The following is a 21,624-nucleotide window of genomic DNA, read 5'->3' on the forward strand; positions in this document are numbered from 1 at the left end:
ATTCACAGCATCCGACAGAATGCAACGCGCAATCCGTTGCTTTACTTGCTGAATTTTCGCGATATTTTGCTAATCCACTGCCTTTGCAGGATAAAACCCCGCATCTGCATCATTAAGCAGTTATAACATTCATGATCCCATGCGGATCATCAGTTTTATTGATTTCGTTATTGAACAATAATCAGCCGCTAACCTGCGCTAAAAGCCAATCGCGCACCGCTATCACCGGCGCCTGCTCGCGCGGGCGGCGCGGCCACACCAGATACCAACCGGCATCCATCATCATTTGCTGCGTAAACGCCGGCACCAAACGTCCGCTGGCCAGATCGTTCTGCACGAAATGCGGACTGGTGAGCGCAATGCCCTGCCCGCTGATCGCCGCTTCCAATGCCAGCGCGGTTTGATTGAAACGTAGATTATGATGATGATGCAGCGATACATGCGGGAAGATAAACGCCAGAAATGCGGGCCAAAGATGATGACCATCGTGCAGCAACGCGTAGCGCAGGCAGTTATCGCTTTCGGCCGGATCGCCCAGCTCTTCAAGCAGCGCCGGACTCACCACAGCTAATACCGTTTGGCTAAACAGTGAAGTGGCATCCAGACCCGCGCCAAACGGCGGCCTGCCGTAGCGCACCGCTAAATCGACGCCTTCATGATGAAACTGCACCAGCCGCTCAGAAGCTAATACGCGCAGATCGATATCCGGCCACGCGGCGGTAAAACCCGGTAAGCGCGGCAGCATCCAGCGGCTAGCAAAAGTGGGCGTTACGCTCAACGTTAAGCGATTCGGTTCCGGACGCAGCGTGCGCGTGGCTTCATCGATCAATTCAAACGCCTGACGGATGCTGACCGCATAACCTGCACCCGCGCCGGTCAGCGCCAGCGTGCGCGGCAATCGATCAAACAATTTCAGCCCAAGGCTGGATTCCAGACCGCGAATTTGTTGCGCCACCGCTCCCTGCGTCACGCCTAACTCTTCCGCCGCCAGACGAAAATTCAAATGGCGCGTCACCGCTTCAAACACTTTCAACGCATTAAGCGGCGGCAGCTCGCTGAATCCCTGGCTCATCCTGTAGTTTTCCTATCGTCAATTGGCAAACAGACTGACTCTCTGCTGCCGAAATTACCTTTTATACTGGATTTAATCGATTTTTAATTAATAGGAAGATCAATAATGACTGTAGAAAAAGTGGCATTAATCGTCGCCGGTGGCAGCGGCATGGGTGCAGCAGCAGCGGAGAAACTGGCGAGCGACGGCTTTAAAGTGGCGATCCTCTCTTCATCCGGCAAAGGTGAAGCGCTGGCGGAGCGGCTGGGTGGCTTGGGCGTAACGGGTTCCAATCAATCCGTTGAAGATCTGCAGAAGCTGGTGGATCAAACGCTGGCGCGCTGGGGACGCATTGATGTGCTGGTGAACAGCGCCGGTCATGGTCCGCGCGCGCCGATTCTGGAATTAACCGACGAGCAGTGGCAGCTCGGCATGGAAACCTACTTTTTGAATGTGGTGCGCGCCACGCGTCTGGTCACGCCAGTTATGCAGAAACAGGGCGGCGGCAGCATTATCAATATCTCCTCGGCATGGACGTTTGAGCCAACCGATATGTTCCCGACCTCAGCGGTGTTCCGGGCCGGGCTGGCATCCTTCACCAAAATCTTCGCCGATACTTACGCGGCCGATAACATTCGCATCAACAATGTGCTGCCTGGCTGGATCGATAGCTTGCCGAAAACCAATGAACGTCGCGACAGCGTGCCATTACAGCGCTACGGCACTTCTGCAGAAGTGGCAGCAACTATCGCCTTCCTGGCGTCGCCCGGCGCGGCATATATTACCGCTCAGAATATTCGTGTTGATGGCGGCGTAACGCGTAGCGTGTAGTAAGAAAAATCTCTCAATGTAGCCGTGAATAGCCTCCTGACTTTCACGGCCTTCTGTTTTACTACCGTTTATTTATCAAGCAAAAAACAAGACTGGTCTTGTCGATTTTACCCCTCAAAAAAAGTCAGAATGTTCTTATTCGCTGACAGAATTTTCCTGCTTCAGCTCGCTTACTTACTTTTATGAACATTTTGATTTGAGGTCGCTATGCAATCGATTTTACGTGCTCGTATGTCTACTCTTTTCACCGCACAACGCCATCAGGTTTGGCAACTGATGTTTACCGGCTGTGCTGCCTTCTGGATTTTATTAGTGGTTGCCATCATGAGCATTCGCTAAGTTAATGCGCCTGTAATCGGCCGGACAGCTGCTCCGGCGGTAACAACTCAAACGCCCGCTTCATTTCTCGCGCCTCTTCTGCCGGACTGCGACCAAACATCCGTTTGAACTCACGATTAAACTGCGAATCACTTTCATAGCCGACGCGCGCTGCTGCGCCCGCGGCGGTGAGATTGTCGCGGATCATCATTAAACGCGCCTGATGCAACCGCAGCGATTTTAGATATTGAATCGGCGAGGTTTGCGTCACCGTTTTAAAATGCAGATGGAAACGCGGCACGCTCATCCCGGCTTCATTCGCCAGATGTGGCACATCCAGCGGCTGACGCCAGTCGGCATGGATGCGCTGCAAAGCACGCGCGATACGACCAAAATGGCCTTGATAGGTTAACGCCGCACGCACTGCGCCGCCCTGCTCGCCCATCAATACGCGAAAACAGATCTCTTCGACGCGCGCCGGTCCCAACACTTTGGCTTCAAGCGGATCGCTCAACGCTTCCAGCAAACGCAGCGTGCTCTCCGCCAGCGTTTCATTGATCGGTGTTGAGATGATGCCCGCCGGCGTAGCGGTTACCGCCGTTTCACTGTTGGCCAGTTGCGCCACCAGCCGCGCCACCATGGCAACATCCAGACGAATTGCGATGCCTAACAACGGCTCTTCTGATGTGGCTTCCGTCTCAGCAGAAAACGGCAGTGGCACCGACAACACCAGATAATGTTGTGCGTCGTAGCGATACATTTTGTCGGCGAGGAAAGCGCGTTTCGATCCCTGACAAATAATAATGATGCTCGGCTCATACAATACCGGCGTGCGCGTCCACTGCCGATCGGCGCGCATAAAGCGCACACTATCGAGCAGCGATTCGGTATAGCCTTCCTGGCGCGCCAACTGACTGAGTAAAGCGCAGGTGCGCTGTTGCACGGTGTGCGGCATGAAAATTTCCTCAGAGAGATTCAGGCAAAGCATAGCTGTGTAAATCGTGGTTGCATAATGCACACGAGAGAATCAGGCAATGATGCGCCACAATCCGGTCTTTTGCGCACTGCATGATTTATCAACAATAGCCTCGTCAACTCAACGAGGAGTGCATCATGAACACAGTGAAGAAAGTGATTATTTTGACGGGTGCCAGCAGTGGCATTGGCGAAGGCATTGCACGTCATTTGGCGCAACAAGGTCATCAGTTGGTGCTCGGCGCGCGCCGTACCGATCGTCTGCAGGCATTATGTGATGAATTGCGTTTTGGCGGCACAAGCGTGGATTATCTCGCCACCGACGTCACCCAGCGCGCCGATACACAGCAGCTGGCCGATTTTGCGCTGGAGAAATATGGCCGTATTGATGTGATGATCAACAATGCGGGCGTGATGCCACTGTCACCGATGAGCTCAATGAAAGTCGATGAATGGAACTTGATGCTCGACGTCAATATTCGCGGTGTGCTGTATGGCATTGCTGCGGTGCTGCCGACTATGCAAGCGCAGCAGTTTGGTCACATTATTAATATCGCCTCCATTGGCGCACTGACCGTTTCGCCAACCGCCGCCGTGTATTGCGCCACCAAGTTCGCCGTCCGCGCGATTTCCGATGGCCTGCGCCAGGAATCGCAGCATCTGCGGGTTACGGTGATCAATCCTGGCGTGGTGGAATCTGAACTTGCGGATATCATCAGCGATAGCACCGCGCGTGAGGCGATGAAGAGCTATCGCCAGATTGCCCTCAAGCCGGAAGCGATTGCCAAAGCGGTGAGTTGGGCCATCGATCAGCCTGGCGAGGTGGATACCAGTGAAATCACCGTGCGCCCTACTGCCAGCGCACATTAAGCGGTAAAACCTGTGGCGATTTCAGGCTGAAATCGCCAGTTTTCTCAGTCACGCTTGAGCCGCGCCGCAGCACTTTCGGTCGCTGCACGTCGACGAGCAATAAAATCCTGCATCTGGATTTTTGCCTCGGCCAACCGTTCCGGCGATGCGCTGCGTGGTGAACCGGAATGGAATGGCGGCGCCGGATCGTACTCCATCTGCAACTGGATATTTTCCGCTGTTTCACGTCCAAGCAGCTCTTCCGCCACGGTTAAAGCGAAATCAATGCCCGAGGTGACGCCCGCGCCAGTGATGCGGTTGCGATCGCGCACCACACGTTCCGCTACCGGCGTGGCACCGAGCAAGCTGAGTTGATCAAGCGAACCCCAATGTGACGTAGCGCGATATCCCTGCAATAAACCCGCTGCACCTAATACCAGCGAACCGGTACATACCGAAGTCACCCACTTGGCGTTTTCCGCCATGCGGCGCACGAAATCCAGCGTTTCGTCATCCTCCATCAACGCAATTTGTCCGGGACCGCCGGGAATGCAGATCAGATCGAGTTGAGGACAATCGTTAAAGGTCACGGTTGGCACGATTGCCAGGCCGCGATCTGACATCACCGGCTGACGATCTTTCCAAATCAGATAGTTGTTAACGTTGGGCATGCGGGCAAACACTTCCCACGGACCGGTGAGATCGAGTTGCGTGAGGTTGGGGAACAGCAGAAGACCAATATTAAAGGACATATTTCACTCCGGGTTGCAGGAAGTTGTGCAAAAAATGCAGGCATTTAACGTTTATAGCCAACCGGCCTTTTTCAGCCGCCACCACATTACGCAGCAGATAACGACGGTTACGCCCACCACTGCGGGATAACCAAAGTGGGTATGCAGCTCCGGCATATCGGGGAAGTTCATGCCGTACATGCTGAAAATGATGGTCGGCACAATCAGGATCGCACCCCAACCAGCGAGCTTTTTATTCACTTCGCTTTGCTGAACTGACACCAGCGCCAGATTGACCTGCATCGCGCTGGTGAGCATTTCACGCATATCTTCCGCATCGATCATCACGTGATGCGCGTGATCCTGCACGTCACGCAGATAGGCGCGCAGATTTTTCGGAATGATATCCTCGTGGAAGCGCACCAGCTGCTGACAGATTTCGGTCACCGGCAGCGCCGCATTACGCAGCGCCAGCAGTTCACGACGCAGATGATAAACGTTCTGCAGCGCATCGCTGTCGAAACGTGTGGTGAACATGCCCTGTTCCAAACCGCTAATGCGATCGTTAAGGGATTCGGTGATTTTGCTGTAGTTATCAACGATAAAATCGAGGATGCAGTAGAGCGCGTAACCCGGCCCTTCACACAGTAGCGCGTGATTCTTTTCGGCTTTGGTGCGGATGTCTGCATAGCCTTCCGAAGAACCGTGACGCACGGTGATCAGGAAGTTTTTGCCGAGAAAGAAGTGGGTTTCGCCGAAAGTGATGCGCTGTTGCTCATCCATGTGGGCGGTTTTCACCACGATAAACACCGAATCGCCATACTGCTCGATCTTCGGTCGCTGATGCGCCACCAGCGCATCTTCAATCGCCAGTTCGTGCAGACTGAACTCCTGCTGCAGCGTCTGCATAAAAGCCGGTTCAGGTTGGTACAAACCCATCCAGACGAAGGATTTCTCTTCTTTTAATACTTCACTGATATCGGCGATATCGACATGCTCTTCGCGCTTGCCGTGGCGATACGCTACGCAGTTAATTACCATATTCGCGCGGTCCATGTTGTTTGCACTGTTTGTCATTTTAGCCTTAGAGCTCGCGGATCATTTCGACGCAGGGAAGGTCGGCTTGCGCCAGCGCCGAGGGATAAAGCGCTTCACGCACCACACGAAAACCGTGGCGCTGATAGAAGCCACTGGCGTTAGGCGTGGCGGCAAGCGTCAGTTGAGTAAAACCACGCTGACGCGCTTCATCGATAATTGCCTGCATTATCGCGCTGGCATAACCTTTGCCATTGCAAACGGGCAGCGTAAAAATTGCTTCTACACTGCCGCTGTGCAGATCGAGAAACCCGGTCGCGGCGACGCCATATTCAGCATCGTCGACCACATAAAACGGGTTGCTTTTGACCGCCTCAAAATAGCCGTGCGGTAACGCATCGGGCGTCCATGCGCTAATAACATCTGCTGGATAAACAGCCTGGCAACCGTGGCGAATCGCAAGGTTGCGAATACGCCACAACGTGGCCGTTTCATCACAGCGGGCTAAACGCGGTTTCATACGTTTTCCTCTATGCTAGTAATCCGTGGAGTATCACAGTAACAAAACTCATCAGGAAGATAACGCCGATTCCGGCTACAAAAGGTTACGACAATGCAGCTCACTTCATCACGTTTGTTTCTTCGTCCGGTGGACCCCACCGATGTTCAGCGCCTGTTTGCCATCTATGGCGATCCGGATACCAATATGTTCAATCCGGCAGGCCCGTTTCCCGATTTAGCCTTTGCAGAAGAGGTATTAACTCGCTGGCTGGCGCACTGGCAATCCTTCCCCTTTGGTAACTGGGCAATTTTCCTGCGCGAGCAACCGGATCAGGTTTTGGGATTTGGCGGCTTAACGGTACGCGAGTTTGCTGGCAAGCCAGTCAATAATCTTGGCTATCGTCTGGCGGAAGAGGCATGGGGAAAAGGTTACGCCACCGAGTTCGCCCGCACGGTGATCGCTTATGGCTTCGATGAATGCCAGCTTCCGGTGATTGATGCTGCGGTGCGCCCGGATCATTTCGCGTCACAGCGGGTGTTAGAGAAAGCGGGACTGCGCTGTTACGACCAGTTTCACGATGTTCCAGGCGCACCCGCCAGTTTATTATATGAATTACGCGCGCAAACCTGGCGCGATCAGGGCACGCCGAAGTAGCGTAGCAACGCGGTCATTAGCGCGGCACCGATGATTACCAGAATCAACGGTGTGCGCCGCCAGGCCAAAAACACCGCAAACAGTACACCGGCGATGCGCGCGACTCCGGCAAAATGTGTGCCTTCAAACAGCGCGGTGGTTACGGCTACCGCCAGCAGCAAAACCGTGGCGGCATCAGACAGCATGTTGCGTGCGCGATCCGACATCTGCATACGGCTGCCCAGACGATAACCGGCGAAACGGATCGCATATGTGCCCACCGCCAGCAGCGCGATACCGCCAATGATCAGGTTATTTTGCATTTTTACGCTCCCGCCAGCTCAGTAATCCCAGCAATGAAAACAGAACCGGCATGCCCGCTGGCACAAACGGCGTCGCCAGCACAGACAGTGCGGTGCCGAGCGTAGCGGGGATCAGCGTGCGACGCTGACGCAGCGCCGGGAATATCAGCGCAATCAGTATCGCCGGGAATACTGCATCAAGCCCGATAGCCGAGACATCGGGAATAAAGCGTCCGATCACCGCCCCGCCAATCACCGATAACGGCCAGATGGTAAAAATACCCAAACCGCAAATCCAGTACGCGGCACGACGCTGCGCCAGCTTCGGCTGGGAAATGCCAAACACCACGCTTTCATCATTCATGATGTGGCATCCCAACAGGCTGCGGCTACCTTTGCCCACCAGATCTTTCACCGCAATGCCAAACGGCAGATGACGCGCGTTGACCAGCAAACCGGCCGCAGCTGCGGTCAGCGGACTACCGCCGCCCGCCACAATGCCGATAAACAGGAATTCCGACGCGCCTGCCAGCACTAGCGTTGAGAGCGCAATTGGCACCCACAGCGGAAACCCTTCGGCCGCCGCCAGCGAACCGTAAGAAAGCCCGACAATACCGTCGGCCAGACAAACCAGGAATATGGCTTTTATTACTCCGCGATCAAGCGGCACTGCACCCAGACGCATCACAATTTGATCTCATATCGAACAGGAAAGCCGTTATAATGAACGCGCCAGAATCGTTTTACAAGACGAACAAATCGTTCGATATAAAGAACAGGAGAGGGTTTGACCACGCCAATTGATATTATTGCTATCGGATTACTGCGCGAACGCCAGCGCGCGGGGCTTTCACTGACAGAAGTGGCGCGTCGCGCCGGGATCGCCAAATCCACGCTGTCGCAGCTCGAAGCGGGTAACGGTAATCCCAGTCTTGAAACGTTGTGGGCGCTGTGTGTGGCGTTGAATATTCCTTTCGCGCGTTTGATGGAGCCGGAAGTGAAGCGTTTGCAGGTAATTCGTCGTGGAGAAGGCATGATCGTCTCAGCGGAGATGGCGGATTATCAGGCGGCCTTGCTAGCAAGTTGCCCGCCCGGCGGACGCCGCGATCTCTATCTGGTCACCAGCCAACCTGGCGCACCGCGCGACTCAAAACCGCATCCGCCGGGCTCGGTCGAACATGTGATCATCGCCTGTGGACGTGCGCTGGTGGGACCGCGCGATGCGCCGGTCGAGCTGCATCCAGGCGACTATATTTGCTATCCCGCCGACGAACCGCATGTTTTCGAGGCTTTAGAGGCGGATACTATGGCGGTGCAATTATCGGAGCAGAATTGAGCGTGAGTTAGGCCAGGTCGCCATGAATGGCGACCCTACGGCACAGAAGGTTAGCCATCAGAATTTCCTATTGTTAAATCCGATGATTCGCGTGCGGTGCGGTGGCATGCTGTGGTTTTCTTCGCTCAGAATCAGGAACATATGGACATTATTCCCGCCCGACCTCATCACGCCGCTTCCATTCAGAAAATCTACGCCTGGCATGTGCTGCACGGCACCGCGACTTTTGAAACCGAACCGCCTTCTACCAGCGAAATGCAGAATCGCGTGCAGGATGTGCAGCAGCGCGGCGGTTTTTGGCTGGTGGCGCAGGAAGATGATCAGGTGCTGGGTTATTGCTATCTGGCGCCATATCGTCCGCGTTATGCCTATCGCTTTACGCTGGAGGATTCGATTTACCTCGATCAGCAGCAAACCGGCAGAGGCATTGGTCGCGCGCTGTTGCAAAAAGCCATTGCGCTAGCGGAAGCGGCAGGATTTCGCCAAATCATCGCGATTATTGGCGATAGCGAGAATGCAGGATCGCTGGGATTACACCGGGCGCTCGGTTTTGAGCACACCGGCGTCATGAAATCGGTGGGATTCAAACATGGCCGCTGGCTGGACACCGTGGTGATGCAGCGTTCACTTGGTCACGGCGATAGCCAGCCGCCAGAGCGTTAAGCGACGTCTTCCATTGCGATCACCCGATGCGTGCCCTTTTCCAGCAGATCGCGATCGTGGCTCACCAGCAACACCGCGCACTTTTGCTCGCGCGCCAGCGAGGTGATGAGCTGGATGGTTTGCTGCTGCACCAGCGGATCAAGACGCGATGTGGGTTCATCGGCAAACAGAAATACCGGATCCAGCAGCATCACGCGTAACAGCGAGAAGCGCTGCAGCTCGCCGCCCGACAGCGAATCGGGCCGACGCGTCAGCAGTTCCGGCGCCAGCGCCAATTGCTCCATCAGCGCATCCCGCCGCGTGGAGGCAATGCGATGTCGGCGCAACACATCGTCGAGGCTTTGCGCCAGTGTGCGGGTCGGCGGAAACAGCGCTGACGGATCCTGATAAATCTTCTGGTATTTCAGCGCATCGACCGCCGCATGGCGCGTAACCTTGCCTTGCTGCGGCGTTAACAGACCGAGCAACACATCTCCAAAGCTACTTTTGCCGCTGCCGCTGGCACCGTGTAATCCAACGATTTCGCCGGCGTGCAGCGTGAAGTTTTGCGGAACGCCGAGCGGTTTACCGCCGCGCTGCAAGCGGATGCCCTCAGCACTCACCACCGCTTTGCTGCCAACAATGGTTTGTTGCCGTGCAGCCCATGCGGCGGGATCGGCGGCAAGTAATTCACGCGTGTAACGCTGCTGCGGCGCATATAGTACCTGTTGCGCCCTGCCCTGCTCGATCACCTTGCCTTTATGCATCACGATAACCTCACCGCCCAACTGACGGGCCAGCGCGATGTCGTGGGTGATGGTGAGCAGTGTGCCGCCGTCGGCCACTTCGCGGCGCAGCAAAGCCGCAACCTCATCGCGACGTGCCACATCCAGCCCTTTGGTTGGCTCATCGGCAATCAGTATCTCCGCGCCGCCTGCACGTGCGGCGGCAAACGCGGCACGTTGCGCCATCCCGCCGGAGAGTTGCCACGGAAAACGCGGCGCCGCGTCCTGTAAACCAAGCTGCTGTAAATCGCGACGCGCGGCGATTGTGCTGGCGGCTTTCGCCTGTCCGCGAACATAACGGTAGCCTTCTGCAACCTGCTGCTGCACTGACATGGTGGGATCCAGCGACAGCCACGGTTCCTGCGGCAGCGACGCTAACGTACGGCCCCATAATTCGCGCAACAATCCTGCATCCTGCGGCAGGATATAACGTTGTTCGTTGGTGATCAGCGTACCGCTGGCCTGCAAATCGCCGGGCAAAATACCCATGATCGCTTGCGCCAGCAGGCTTTTACCTGAACCGGTTTCACCCAGCAAAGTCAGCGGTTGGCCAGGCTGCAAGGTGAAATCAACCGGTTCCACCAGCGTGTCGCTGGCTGTTGTGACGCTAATGCCGATAACCTGTAATCCTTTCATTTACTCTCCTTTTTCATCAACAGATTCAGGCTGATCAACAGCAGAAACAGTGCGATTACCGGCTGCATTAACAACCATGGCGCTTCCCAGGCGAACGGCAACAGTTCGGTCATCATCAACCCCAGTTCTGGTGTGGGCGGACGAACGCCGACGCTGATAAACCCGAGAGCCGATACCGCCATGATGGCGCTGCTGAACGAGAACAGTGTCAACGTGGTTAATACCGGCGCTAACGCGGGCCACAGGTGACGGCGGAAACGGTAGAACGCCGAGAAACCGAGTAGCTTTGAGGCCTGCATGCCGGGCGCATGTACAATCGGGCGCAGCGTTGCACGCGTGACGCGAAAGAATTCCACCCACAGCACCAGCGAAATCCCCAGCCACAACATGCCGGGAGAATCCGGCGCAATCGCCGCTAGCAGCAGCACCAGCAGCAATCCCGGCAGCGCCAGACACATGTCGCCGAGCATGCTGAGCAGGCGATCCAACCAGCCTCCATACAGCGCGCTGAATACGCCAGCCAGCACGCCCGCAAGCAGCGCGCTCATCACGCACAGCGCAGCAAGGCCAAGCGAAAGGCTTAACGCTGCACTGAGGCGCGGCAGCATGTCGCGGCCCAGATGATCAAAACCGAGAAGATTGCCGCCGCTCGGCGCGTGCAGCATCTGCAGCAGATCCTGTTCCAGCGGATCGCCGTGATGAATCAGAGGCAGAAGGAAGGCGAAGCCAAGCAGCAAGCACAACAACAGCAGGCCGATCAGACGCGAGAATGAAATTGTCATGCGCGTGCTCCTCGGGGATCAAGTAGATGACAACCCGCATCCACCAGTATATTTAGCAGCACGAACAGCAGTCCGAGCGTCATGGCGCTGGCCTGGATCACCGGCACATCGCGGGCAAAGATGGCATGCACCAGCGCGTGACCAATGCCGGGCCAGGCAAACAGCGTTTCCACCACCACCACACCTTCCACCAGCCAGACAAACTGCATGCCAAACCAGGTCAACACCGGCGATGCCAGATTTCGTAAGCCGTGACGACGCATTAGCGTTGCGGATGCTAACCCCTTCTGCGCGCCCCAGCGGTAATAGCCTGACGTGACAACTTGATAAGTCGCTTCACGCACCACGCGCACGCCCACTGCGGCCAAGGACAATGCCAGCGTCAACGATGGCAACAGAAAATGACGCAGCTCGCCGTGCCCGGCGCTGGGCAGCCAATCGAGTTGCAGCGCCAGCAGGACAATCAGCAGCATGCCAAGCGCAAAATGCGGCACCGATTTCAGCAGCGCGCTCAGCCAGAACAACGCGCGATCGAGCTTGCCATTGGCGTGACATCCCGCCCAAATGCCAAGCGGCAAGGTGAAGAGAATCGTCAGTAACAGTGATGTTCCTGCCAGCGCCAGCGTTTGACTCAGCTGCCAGCGAAGTTCATCCATCACCGGTTCGCCGGACACCAGCGAACGACCAAAGTTGAACTGCAGCAGATCGAATAGCCAGTGCAGCAACGCGCTGCCCTGCTGCAGCGAGCCGCTCAGTTCCTGCTGCACCAGTGCCACCGCGTTGGCATCCACACGATCGTAGCCATAACGCCCGCTGGCTATGCGCCACGCCATGTCGCCGGGCAAGGCCTGCACCAGAAACCAGGTGAGTAAACCGACCGCCAGCACCACGAAAGCCGCCTGCGCTAAGCGCCAGCCTAAAAGCTTGATCATCATTGCTCCCACTGCATCTGGCGCAGACCAAAGTGACGCTCGAACGGATCGAGCGTGACGTTTTTCAACTTGCTGTTGATCGCAGCAGATTGCTGATACCAGGCAATCGGGATCACCGGTAAATCCTGCTGTAAGGAGGCGGTTATCAGGTTACGCGCCTGCGCACGTTCGGCCGCATCGTTGGATTGCGTTAAGGTGTGCAACGCTGCGCTGAAACCGGCTGGATGCCAGTTCATCGCGCCCCAGTCGCCGCCCTTTTCCGCATAATCCTGCAGTAACGTGCCGGTTGGGTCAGGCGTGAGCGCAAAATTACGAGAAAACAGCGCCAGTTGCAGTCGATTGCTGTGATGCTGCGCTGGAATTTCGCTGGCGTTGGTTGAGTTGATCTTCACTTCAATACCGACTTTACGCAGCTGCTGCTGGATAACCATCGCCATCAGCGGCAGTTCGGGACGATCGGGGAACGTCAGCAGCGTCACACTGAATCGCTGGCCGTTGCGCGTTAACACGCCGTCCGCGCCTGATTTCCAGCCCGCCGCTTGCAGCTGTTTTGCCGCCAGTTGCGGATTGAACTGTAGCGGTTGCAGTGCGCTGTTGTGCCATTCACCCATATTAGGCGGGAATAACTGGCTGGCCGCACCCGGATAACGTAGCACCGCCATCGCCAGCGCGTTACGATCAATCGCCATGCTGATGGCAGCACGCACCGGCTGTTCAGCTAACAGCGGATCGCCCGCATTGAGTTTTAACATTAGCGTGCGCGGCACCGGAATAGCGGGCAGTTGCAGCGACGGCTTGCGCGCTAAACGCTGACGGCTGGCGGCATCCAGATTGAATACGTAATCCGCGTCGCCGCTTTCCGCCAGCAAGGCGCGGGTTTCGGCGCGTCCGGAAGAGAGATAGCTGGCGGCCGCAATTGCCGGCTTTTCGCCCCAGTAATCGTCAAACCGTTTTACCGCCAAAGATTGCGGCGGCTGGAACGACGTCAGCATAAATGGCCCGCTACCGATGATGCGGGTAATGTTGCCCTGCGCATCCCAACTGGCTAATGCCAGAATCTGGGAACGGCTCTCTGCTAACACCGAAAGCAGCGGCGTAAAAGGTTCGCGCATGGTGATAGTGACGCGCTGCCCTTCCCCACTGATAGCGGTGATTGGCGTTTTATCCAGCAAACCCGCTTTGCTACGCGCGGTATTAAGTGATTTCACCACTGCGGCCGCATCCAGTGGCGATCCATCATGGAAACGCACGTTGGGACGTAGCTGCAATTGCCATTGCAAACCATCATTAGAAACCTGCCAGCTCTGCGCCAGCGCCGGAATGGGCTCGGCGCGTTCGTTCACTTCTACCAGCGTTTCCACTACATCCATACGCAACAGAATGTCGCCGGAGAGCGCCGGGTCGGTACCTTTGATTTCAAACGGCGCCGCAATGCGCACTGGTTTATCCTGATGTTCTGCCGCCATTGAGGCGTAAGAAGCCAGGCCTAACGCCGAAGCGATAAGCAAATTTTTCATTGATTTCATTATGATTTCCGACTGAAACCGCTACATATTAAAAGAGTTAATTACGTTATAACATAACAATACACATTTCAACACAGATTGCCGGTGAAGATGGGTGATTGACGCTGCACGCAGAGCTTTGGCTGCGGTATGCTGAAAACGAACGTTTACTTTAAGGAGCAGCAGAGATGCCAGAGATTGTTGTGTATGCGGCGGAAGGTCGCACGATTGAGCAGAAGAAGAAGTTGTTGAGAGCCGTAACCGCAGCGGTGGCCGATTCGTTTGAGATCGACGCTAATTCAGTAACGGTTTCCATCATCGAAACGCCAAAACATCACAAGTCAAAAGGCGGCGTGCCGTTTGATGAGCGTTAGAATAACGCTAAGTTAGGCGTTACGTTGAAAAGGAATAACAGGCATAGAGCGGAAAACATTACTAAATAAATTTGCTAATTTATAATGTTCACTCTATGCCTGATCCCTCTAATTTAGATTGAACTTATCAATAGCGTTTAATACGTTATCGACCAGTGATGCATCTTCCCCAACAACAAAAGTCGACGTGAAAATTTGATGACCATTTTTGTAACCTGGCGACCATAATTTATTGTTATCAGGGATATCACGATAAATACCAATTAGCGGTTTGTCATACAAAGCTGCAACATGGACGACAGCCGTATCAGGTGATATAACCAGGTCGGATAAGTTTATCGCTGCCATAGCATGATATAGCGATGGTACATGATATACCTTTGCTCCAATGAAGAAGTCTTTCACGAAAGATTTTTTATAATCCAGAACGACAATGTCTACATTTTTATTCTTTAATAGAATACCACTAATTATTTCTTTAGTTTGTTGTGGTGTTAAATTTCTATCATCGTGACTTGCATACATATTGATGATGACTTTTTTATTATCTCCTATAAAAAAATCGATTGCTTTAACTTCGTCTGAAATGGATTGCTTATAATATACCTCATACCTTTGATTCGAAGCATCAGGGAAGCCAAGGTAATTCATAATCGCAGCATAAATCTCTTTAACATGAGATTGATAGTGATTAAATGCAATGTTGACGTCGTAATGCGATAGCCACTTTTGTTTATTGAAACCTAATGAAATTTTAGGTGAGATAGCTTGTATCATCTTCGGCATGTATAAGCCTGTATCCCAGATACCCGTATCAATCATCAAATCATAATTATTATTTTTCAATGTGATTATTAGATCATCGGGAATCGCATGGTTATACATATCCCGAGGATCCATTTCATCAGTTAGATAAAGGTTTCTGATAAAAGGATTACCTGAGAAGATCATTTCATTTGCTTTTATCGCTAAAACATCAATGTTTATGCCTGCTTCATGCATCGCGCGTAATATGCATGTTGATACTATAGCATCACCAATCTTACCTTCGTTCCTGATCATCAGCGCTGTGCGAACTTTAGATGGTGCGATCTTTTCTGTTGGCATTCGACGCCATTTTTTTGTCGCTTTATATAAAGCGATTTTATACTTCAGCTTTTTCTTTAAATGATTTCTTTTTCTATTTAATTCTCTAATTTTTTTTATAAATTTCATGTCAATAATTGGTCCGGGAATTTTAAGTATTGTACTATTTGTTAACTTTAAGATAAAGAGCCCAAAAATGGTTCGCTACCGCTAAAAAGTCAGTATCATAACGCTTTCATCCGCTTACCGGATTAGGTGAACCCGACCATTATGACCGATCAAACTGTACTTTTTTCGCGGCTGACTTCTACCCTTGCCGATGACAGCCGCACGCCGCTGTACAAACGCTTTGCTACTGCAATTAAAGATGCGGTGCGCGATGGCGTGTTAGTGCATGAAGAGATCCTGCCAAGTGAGCGTGACTTCAGCCAGTCGCTGAGCATTTCGCGCATCACCGTGCGTAAAGCCATGGATGCGCTGGAAAAAGAGGGTGTGGTGTTGCGTTCTCGTGGCTACGGCACGCAGATCTGCAGCCAGTTCGAGTATTCGCTTAAAGAGCCGAAAGGCTTGTCGCAACAAGCGGTATTACGCGGCAAAAAGCCCGACACCGTGTGGATTAACAAAAGTAAAATCCATTGCGACGCAGAAATCGCCGAAAAGCTGGGATTGATTACAGGCAGCGAGGTGTATTTGCTGAAGCGTATTCGCTATGTCGATCAGCAAGCGGTGTCGGTGGAAGAATCCTGGGTGCCGGCGCGCTATATCGCCGATGCGGATGAGATTGGGATTTCACTGTACGACTATTTCCACCAGCAGCAAATTCTGCCGGTGACGTCACAAAGCAGAGTGAGTGCTCGCATGCCTGATGAGGCGCTCCAGCAGCAGATCGCCCTACCCGACAACGTGCCTGTTTTGGTGATCAAGCAGCTGGCGTTAGATGCGCAGGGCAATCCGCTGGAGTACAGCATTAGCTACTGTCGTAGCGATATGTATGTGTTTATTGCGGAGTAAGGCGCTGCTGCCAATAAGCCGTTAACGTGACGCGATCGGGCGCGCAATCGCCGCCCCGTTGTGACACCACATAAGACGCCACCGCATTGCCCAGCGCGACGCTTTCTGCCAGCGACCAACCCGATGCCAATCCCGCCAATAATCCACCCGCGTGGCTGTCGCCTGCGCCGATGGTATCGACCACTGTTGTCGGCAGCGCCGGTATCCAGCTTTGTGTCTCTGCGTTAACGAAACCGGCACCTTCGCTATCGAGTCGCACCACCATCGCGCCACCAAAACGCTGCTGCCAGCGCGTCATTAACAGTTGCGCATTAAAGGGTTCTTTTTGATTCAAACGCTCATGCCACAACAGTTCGGCTTCCTGTCTGTTCACTGTAATCAGTGGATGGCACGCCATAATGCGTTCGAACTGCACGTCGCCGATATCCGCCAGACGCGGACCGAAATCCACCAGCAACTGATACGGCTGGCTTTGCTGTTCCAGCCAGTCGATCAGCACATCACCGCTTTTACTGGTGAGCTGATAGCCGGAAAGGTAAATCCAGCGATTAGCCAGTTGCGGCAGCGTGTCGAGCAGCGCCGCATCCCACTGATTTTCCACGCCGCTTACTGACAAAAATGTGCGCTCGCCATCGGGTTCCACTAAGGCTAAACACCAGCCGTTATCGCCTTTCGCCGTTTCCAGTACGCTATGAATGCCATATTCCGTCAGCTTTTGCCGCACAATGCTCGCCCATGTGCCGTTGCCGAGCGGCAACGCATTGATGGACGGGATGCCAAGCCGGTGCAGCGCTATCGCCACATTCAGCGCGCAGCCGCCGACATTGACACCTTGCTGGTGGAGCTCAATATCGCTGCCACGATGTGGCAGCGAGTAAGCATCGGCAATCACATCCACAACCGCCGCGCCAATCACACACACCGGCAGACAGCCTTCGAGTCTCTGCAGATCATCAGGCGTCAACATAGGCGGCCTCGCGCTGCTGGCGGAAGCGCGTGAATGCGGCGCTGTAGCGGGTGAAATCCAGCGCGTTAGCGGCATCCAGCTCAGCTTTCAAGGCAACATCGATGCTGTCGATGCCATGCAGCGCGCCGCAAATCGCCACCGCCATCGCGCCGATGGTATCGGTATCGCCGCCGAGGTTAGCGCAAAGGATCGCGCAGCAATTCGGATCGGTCTCTGCTAATTCCACCATCGCAATCGCCGCCGGTACCGATTCAATGGTGCTGGTGCCGGTGCCGACCAAATCGTAAATCTGCTGCATGGTGGATTCCACGCCCCTGCCCTGCGCGACAACGCTCAACGCCAGTTCGAGGCGTGCTGCCATTGATGCACTAAAGGTGGTGACACGCTTTTCCTGCGCCGCGCGTGCAATCGCAGGCAGTTCATCGCGGATCGTTGCCCAGCTGGCTCCATCAATAGCGCGCGAAACCGCCCACGCAATCACTGTTGCGCCGGAAACCGCGACATCCGATTTATGCGTTGGGCTCGACGCCAGCGCGACGGCATCAATGAAAGCGGATAAATCGCGTGCTGGCAGCAAACAGCCGAGTGGTGACACCCGCATCGCGGCGCCGTTGGTCATGCCGTTATTTTCCAGCTGCGACACCGGCGTGCCGGCTTTCATCGCGTTGAGCGCGATTTTTGAAGTCGGTCCGAGCACATTCTTGTTGAAGGCATCAAACGACTCAGCCCAGTGCAAGATATTCGCGCCAATGGTTTCCGCGTTGATCTCGCCATCATGAGAGACGATCGCATCAGCCAATGCCAGCGCCATGGACGTGTCATCGGTAAACGCCGCCCGGCCAAAGTAGCATGCGGCGTTGTTTTCGGCCGGACCGGGCAGGAAGCGATCAATCCAGCCGAAGTGCTGCTTCACGCGTGAGCGTGGCCACAATTCCGATGGCATGCCCATCGCATCGCCCAGCGCCTGGCCGTAAAACGCGCCTAAAATCCGTTTTTCTTGCGTTGTCATCGTCATGGTGAAATCCCTTATTTATGGCTGTCAGCAGTTGCTGAATTATCGAAAGCGGTAAGTTCATCGCTACGTTTTTTGCCGTCACGGAACAGGACGATAAAGGCGATGGTGATCATTACGATCATCACGCAGCCAAACATCCACATGCCGGCCCAGTTGAAAGTCTGCCCGTTGCGGGGTTGGTCGTAGGCAAACATTTCCTGCATCAGGTAGCCACCAAGGCGGTAACCGAGCAGGCTGCCGATGCCCTGACAGGCCAGCGTGATCAGCCCTTGCGCGGCATTACGCATCGCCACTGGCGCTTTCTTATCAACGTAGATGTAAGCGGTGATGAAGTAGAAATCGTAGCTGACGCCATGCAGCAGAATGCCCATGAACAGCAAGCCATACGTCAGCATGTTTTGATCGCCGCCGAACACGAAGAACACGTAGCGCAACGCGGCAGTGGTTAATCCCAGCAGCAGCACTTTGCCGATGCCAAAGCGTTTAATGAAGAACGGCAGCGCCAGCAGGAAGAAGATTTCCGAAACCTGGCCAAGTGTCATCCAGCCGGTGGCATGCGGCAAGCCGACTTCCGTCAGGTAGCCTTCGGCAAAGATGTAATAAAACGCCAGCGGCATGCTGAACAGGAAGGAGCAGACGAAGAATACGAGGAAGCTGCGATCCTTTAGCAGATGCAGCGCATCCAGGCCAAGCGCTACGCGCAGGCTGAATTTGCCGGTGCTTTTCGGCTCGGTCGCGGGTAACGTCAGGGCAAAAATGCCGAGCAACAGCGAGCTTGCCGCTGTGATCAATAACGGTACGTTGCTGGCAGAAATATCGCCATAGCCCAGCAGCGGCGGCAGGAAACCACAAACGATGCCGGACGCGATCCAGCCAAGTGTGCCCATGACGCGAATGCGCGGGTAATCACGCTCCACATCCGCGACGTGTGAAAACGCGATGCTATTGGTTAAGGCGATGGTTGGCATGTAAGTGAGCGCATACAGCAACAACAGCGGGAAGAAGCCGCCGAAGTGGGTTTGCTGGGCTGCGAAGAACATCAGAATGGATCCGACGATGGTGAGTAGCGACAACACTTTTTGCGCCTGGAAGAAGCGATCGGCCAGCGATCCGACAAGGATCGGCGACAGGATGGCGGCTATTGAAGTACAGGCGTAGCACCAGGCGATCTCAACCGGCGAGAAGCCGTTTTTGCTGAGAAATGCCCAGAGCGGTACAAACCATGCGCCCCAGATAAACCACTCAAGAAACATCATGAACGACAGTTTTGGGATTGTTGTTTTCATTTAAAAGGACTCCCCGGTGTAGGTGGGGCCAATCTAACACCAGTAATAATACCTTTATAATACCATTGGTGGATTTTTTGAACTCGTCCACAACATTTTAACCGATGTGCAACGGTTTGAGGCGGGAGGTAACTAGATGCGGGAGATGTGGATGAGGGCGCGAATAACGCGCCCGGTAATAGTTAGCGGCGATTTTTCCATACCGTCTGAATGTTGCAGAATTCGTGGACACCAAAGCTCGACAGTTCACGACCATAGCCGCTCTTCTTCACGCCACCAATCGCGACACGCGGATCGGACGCGCCATTGCCGTTGATAAACACCGCGCCGGTTTCAAGTTTTTCCGCCAGTTCGTTGGCCAGTGCTTCATTGCCGCTCCACACTGTTGCACTGAGGCCGAATTCGCTGTCGTTAGCCAGCTCAAGGGCGTGTTGTGCATCACGAGCGACGGTGATTGCAGCAACTGGACCAAAGATTTCCTGCTGGAAAGCGGTCATGGCTGGTGTGACATCAGCGAGGATCGTTGGGGCGTAATAGTTGCCTGGGCCGTCGATCTTATGGCCGCCTAATACCAGACGGGCGCCTTCCTTGATGGTCTGCTGCACCTGATTATCCAGCTCATCACGCAGATCGTAACGCGCCATTGGGCCGATGTAGGTTTCTTCTGCCAAAGGATCGCCGATCTTCAATGCCTGCACCGCTGCGCTGAAACGCGCCTCAAACGCTTCTGCGACGCTTTCTTCAATGATGAAGCGCTTGGCTGCCATGCAGACCTGTCCGGTGTTCTGGTAGCGTCCTGTGACCGCTGATGCCACTGCAGCATCAAGGTCTGCATCCGCCAGCACAATGAAAGGATCCGCGCCGCCCAGTTCCAGCACGGTTTTTTTCAATACTGCACCGGCTTGCGCTGCAATAGCTCCGCCTGCACGCACGCTGCCGGTTACCGCTACAGCCGCAATACGCGGATCTTTGATTGCTGTCGAAACGCCATCGTTATCGACGTTGATCACGGTAAAGCCGCCTTTAGGCAGATCGGTGGCGTCAAACAGTGACGACATCAGGTTGGCGGATCCCATTACGCTTGGTGCATGTTTCAGTACATAGGTATTACCCGCCAGCAACATGCTGACTGCGCCGCGCAGAACCTGCCAGTAAGGGAAGTTCCATGGCATCACTGCAAGGATCACGCCGAGCGGGCGAAACGATTGCCACGCTTGCTGGTTTTCCACCAGCGTGGGTTTGTCGGCAAGGATCGCTGGGCCGTGTTCTGCATACCAGTCGCAGAGATTGGCGCATTTCAGTACTTCAGCACGTGCCTGAGCGATAGGCTTGCCCATTTCCAGCGTAGCCATAGTTGCCAGCTCATCCTGACGTTGGCGAATCTGTTCAGCCAATTGACGCAGCACTTTGACTCGTTGCGGCATTGCCGTATAGCGCCACTCTGCGAAGGCATCAGCACTTTGCTGCAATGCGGCTTCCAGCTCGGCTGCGCTCTGCAGCGGATAGGTCGCGAGAATTTCGCCAGTAGTAGGGTTGCGGGAAATAACGTTGTCAGTCATGCAAGATGTCCTCGTCATAAGTGATGTGATGTTCAATGGTGCTCACCTTACGCCGGGTAGAGGTTTCTTAAAAATGAATAATAATGAGGAAGTTGTTCATTTATGGAGAATTGGAAGGATTTTGGTCGCACAGAACTGATGATTTGGTGGGATCGAATAGGATGTCATCGCGATGCGGTTGTTTTAAACGTTTTGCGTGTCCAAAGCCGCTTCAGTCCTGGCGTTATTAAGTTATACAGTGAATAGATCTTAAAGAAAGATCATATAGAGATCTTAAAGAGATCCTAAGAGATCCCCGATCGTCGCAGGCCGCACCCCACAAGGGCTCAGAAGGTGATCGCGTTCACTATAATGAGTAAAGTGTTCACTGGAGTCAGTAGTTTATTCACTATAGAGAGTAGAATGTTCACTATAAACAGTGTTAATGTTCACTGTAATCAGAAAACGACCCTTTTCATCCACAGAATGAAGATCTCAGGCT

At 54.2% G+C, this 21,624-nt stretch carries 23 protein-coding genes; 7 read left to right on the forward strand and 16 right to left on the reverse strand.

Annotated features, from left to right (window positions below; all coding sequences use genetic code 11):
- Positions 1 to 181: 181 nt before the first annotated feature.
- The gene (locus VIJ98_RS24360; protein ID WP_323271781.1) at positions 182 to 1,072 is read right to left on the reverse strand and encodes a LysR substrate-binding domain-containing protein; all 891 of its coding nucleotides are present in this window, start codon (positions 1,070 to 1,072) and stop codon (positions 182 to 184) included.
- A gap of 105 nt (positions 1,073 to 1,177) precedes the next feature.
- Here VIJ98_RS24360 and VIJ98_RS24365 point away from each other — a divergent pair, with 105 nt between their 5' ends.
- The gene (locus VIJ98_RS24365; RefSeq protein WP_323271782.1) at positions 1,178 to 1,882 is read left to right on the forward strand and encodes an SDR family oxidoreductase; all 705 of its coding nucleotides are present in this window, start codon (positions 1,178 to 1,180) and stop codon (positions 1,880 to 1,882) included.
- 340 nt (positions 1,883 to 2,222) lie between these two features.
- On the opposite strand, the gene VIJ98_RS24370 is transcribed toward VIJ98_RS24365, so the two are convergent.
- Positions 2,223 to 3,155: an AraC family transcriptional regulator gene (locus VIJ98_RS24370; RefSeq protein ID WP_323271783.1), complete on the reverse strand. Its 933-nt coding sequence runs from the start codon at positions 3,153 to 3,155 to the stop codon at positions 2,223 to 2,225.
- 158 nt (positions 3,156 to 3,313) lie between these two features.
- On the opposite strand from VIJ98_RS24370, the gene VIJ98_RS24375 reads away from it, so the two are divergent.
- Positions 3,314 to 4,045: an SDR family oxidoreductase gene (locus VIJ98_RS24375; RefSeq protein WP_323271784.1), complete on the forward strand. Its 732-nt coding sequence runs from the start codon at positions 3,314 to 3,316 to the stop codon at positions 4,043 to 4,045.
- 44 nt (positions 4,046 to 4,089) lie between these two features.
- Here VIJ98_RS24375 and VIJ98_RS24380 read toward each other — a convergent pair whose 3' ends face one another.
- From VIJ98_RS24380 to VIJ98_RS24390, 3 genes are read right to left on the reverse strand one after another with little or no spacing between them, the layout of a single operon-like run.
- On the reverse strand, positions 4,090 to 4,776 hold the full coding sequence (locus VIJ98_RS24380; protein ID WP_323271785.1) for a DJ-1/PfpI family protein: 687 nt from the start codon (positions 4,774 to 4,776) through the stop codon (positions 4,090 to 4,092).
- Positions 4,777 to 4,827: 51 nt separating this feature from the next.
- Positions 4,828 to 5,796 carry a magnesium/cobalt transporter CorA gene (gene corA / locus VIJ98_RS24385; RefSeq protein ID WP_081113251.1) on the reverse strand — a complete coding sequence of 323 codons (969 nt, stop codon included), beginning with the start codon at positions 5,794 to 5,796 and terminating at the stop codon, positions 4,828 to 4,830.
- A gap of 43 nt (positions 5,797 to 5,839) precedes the next feature.
- Positions 5,840 to 6,310 carry a GNAT family N-acetyltransferase gene (locus VIJ98_RS24390; protein ID WP_008109208.1) on the reverse strand — a complete coding sequence of 157 codons (471 nt, stop codon included), beginning with the start codon at positions 6,308 to 6,310 and terminating at the stop codon, positions 5,840 to 5,842.
- Between the two features lie 93 nt (positions 6,311 to 6,403).
- On the opposite strand from VIJ98_RS24390, the gene VIJ98_RS24395 reads away from it, so the two are divergent.
- Positions 6,404 to 6,946: a GNAT family N-acetyltransferase gene (locus VIJ98_RS24395; RefSeq protein WP_323271786.1), complete on the forward strand. Its 543-nt coding sequence runs from the start codon at positions 6,404 to 6,406 to the stop codon at positions 6,944 to 6,946.
- Here VIJ98_RS24395 and VIJ98_RS24400 read toward each other — a convergent pair.
- Positions 6,928 to 7,248 (reverse strand): AzlD domain-containing protein, encoded by a 321-nt coding sequence (locus VIJ98_RS24400; RefSeq protein ID WP_008109204.1) that lies wholly within the window; start codon positions 7,246 to 7,248, stop codon positions 6,928 to 6,930. The genes VIJ98_RS24395 and VIJ98_RS24400 overlap by 19 nt on opposite strands.
- Positions 7,238 to 7,912: an AzlC family ABC transporter permease gene (locus tag VIJ98_RS24405; protein ID WP_008109202.1), complete on the reverse strand. Its 675-nt coding sequence runs from the start codon at positions 7,910 to 7,912 to the stop codon at positions 7,238 to 7,240. Before VIJ98_RS24405 ends, VIJ98_RS24400 begins: the two co-directional genes overlap by 11 nt.
- A 102-nt stretch (positions 7,913 to 8,014) precedes the next feature.
- On the opposite strand from VIJ98_RS24405, the gene VIJ98_RS24410 reads away from it, so the two are divergent.
- Both VIJ98_RS24410 and VIJ98_RS24415 read left to right on the forward strand, forming a co-directional pair.
- Positions 8,015 to 8,563 carry an XRE family transcriptional regulator gene (locus VIJ98_RS24410; protein WP_323271787.1) on the forward strand — a complete coding sequence of 183 codons (549 nt, stop codon included), beginning with the start codon at positions 8,015 to 8,017 and terminating at the stop codon, positions 8,561 to 8,563.
- 141 nt (positions 8,564 to 8,704) lie between these two features.
- Positions 8,705 to 9,226, forward strand: coding sequence for a GNAT family N-acetyltransferase (locus VIJ98_RS24415; RefSeq protein WP_323271788.1), 522 nt, complete (start codon positions 8,705 to 8,707; stop codon positions 9,224 to 9,226).
- Here VIJ98_RS24415 and VIJ98_RS24420 read toward each other — a convergent pair.
- Genes VIJ98_RS24420 through VIJ98_RS24435 form a run of 4 tightly spaced genes read right to left on the reverse strand, consistent with a single transcriptional unit; the run spans position 9,223 to position 13,866 of the window.
- Positions 9,223 to 10,626, reverse strand: a complete 1,404-nt coding sequence (locus tag VIJ98_RS24420) for an ATP-binding cassette domain-containing protein (RefSeq protein ID WP_323271789.1) — start codon at positions 10,624 to 10,626, stop codon at positions 9,223 to 9,225. The genes VIJ98_RS24415 and VIJ98_RS24420 overlap by 4 nt on opposite strands.
- Positions 10,623 to 11,408: an ABC transporter permease gene (locus VIJ98_RS24425; protein ID WP_154156631.1), complete on the reverse strand. Its 786-nt coding sequence runs from the start codon at positions 11,406 to 11,408 to the stop codon at positions 10,623 to 10,625. Before VIJ98_RS24425 ends, VIJ98_RS24420 begins: the two co-directional genes overlap by 4 nt.
- Complete coding sequence (locus tag VIJ98_RS24430; protein WP_154156632.1) at positions 11,405 to 12,340, reverse strand: ABC transporter permease; 936 nt, start codon at positions 12,338 to 12,340, stop codon at positions 11,405 to 11,407. Before VIJ98_RS24430 ends, VIJ98_RS24425 begins: the two co-directional genes overlap by 4 nt.
- Positions 12,340 to 13,866 (reverse strand): ABC transporter substrate-binding protein, encoded by a 1,527-nt coding sequence (locus VIJ98_RS24435; protein ID WP_154156633.1) that lies wholly within the window; start codon positions 13,864 to 13,866, stop codon positions 12,340 to 12,342. Before VIJ98_RS24435 ends, VIJ98_RS24430 begins: the two co-directional genes overlap by 1 nt.
- Before the next feature lie 167 nt (positions 13,867 to 14,033).
- Between VIJ98_RS24435 and VIJ98_RS24440 the strand changes: the two genes are divergently transcribed.
- On the forward strand, positions 14,034 to 14,219 hold the full coding sequence (locus tag VIJ98_RS24440; RefSeq protein WP_008109189.1) for a tautomerase family protein: 186 nt from the start codon (positions 14,034 to 14,036) through the stop codon (positions 14,217 to 14,219).
- Positions 14,220 to 14,327: 108 nt separating this feature from the next.
- On the opposite strand, the gene VIJ98_RS24445 is transcribed toward VIJ98_RS24440, so the two are convergent.
- A complete protein-coding gene (locus VIJ98_RS24445) occupies positions 14,328 to 15,434 on the reverse strand; it encodes a glycosyltransferase family 9 protein (RefSeq protein ID WP_154156634.1) in 1,107 nt (368 codons plus the stop codon).
- 141 nt (positions 15,435 to 15,575) lie between these two features.
- Here VIJ98_RS24445 and VIJ98_RS24450 point away from each other — a divergent pair, with 141 nt between their 5' ends.
- Positions 15,576 to 16,316, forward strand: coding sequence for a GntR family transcriptional regulator (locus tag VIJ98_RS24450; RefSeq protein WP_323271791.1), 741 nt, complete (start codon positions 15,576 to 15,578; stop codon positions 16,314 to 16,316).
- On the opposite strand, the gene VIJ98_RS24455 is transcribed toward VIJ98_RS24450, so the two are convergent.
- The 4 genes from VIJ98_RS24455 to VIJ98_RS24470 form a co-directional block, all read right to left on the reverse strand.
- Entirely contained in the window at positions 16,303 to 17,283 is a 981-nt protein-coding gene (locus VIJ98_RS24455) for a PfkB family carbohydrate kinase (protein WP_154156636.1), read from the reverse strand. The two genes, VIJ98_RS24450 and VIJ98_RS24455, sit on opposite strands and share 14 nt — an antisense overlap.
- Positions 17,270 to 18,292, reverse strand: coding sequence for an ADP-ribosylglycohydrolase family protein (locus tag VIJ98_RS24460; RefSeq protein WP_323271816.1), 1,023 nt, complete (start codon positions 18,290 to 18,292; stop codon positions 17,270 to 17,272). Before VIJ98_RS24460 ends, VIJ98_RS24455 begins: the two co-directional genes overlap by 14 nt.
- 17 nt (positions 18,293 to 18,309) lie before the next feature.
- Entirely contained in the window at positions 18,310 to 19,584 is a 1,275-nt protein-coding gene (locus tag VIJ98_RS24465; protein WP_154156638.1) for a nucleoside permease, read from the reverse strand.
- Between the two features lie 182 nt (positions 19,585 to 19,766).
- Entirely contained in the window at positions 19,767 to 21,143 is a 1,377-nt protein-coding gene (locus tag VIJ98_RS24470; protein WP_154156639.1) for an aldehyde dehydrogenase family protein, read from the reverse strand.
- Positions 21,144 to 21,624: the final 481 nt, after the last annotated feature.

The organism is Pantoea sp. S18, from assembly GCF_045689705.1.
Taxonomy (GTDB): domain Bacteria; phylum Pseudomonadota; class Gammaproteobacteria; order Enterobacterales; family Enterobacteriaceae; genus Pantoea; species Pantoea symbiotica.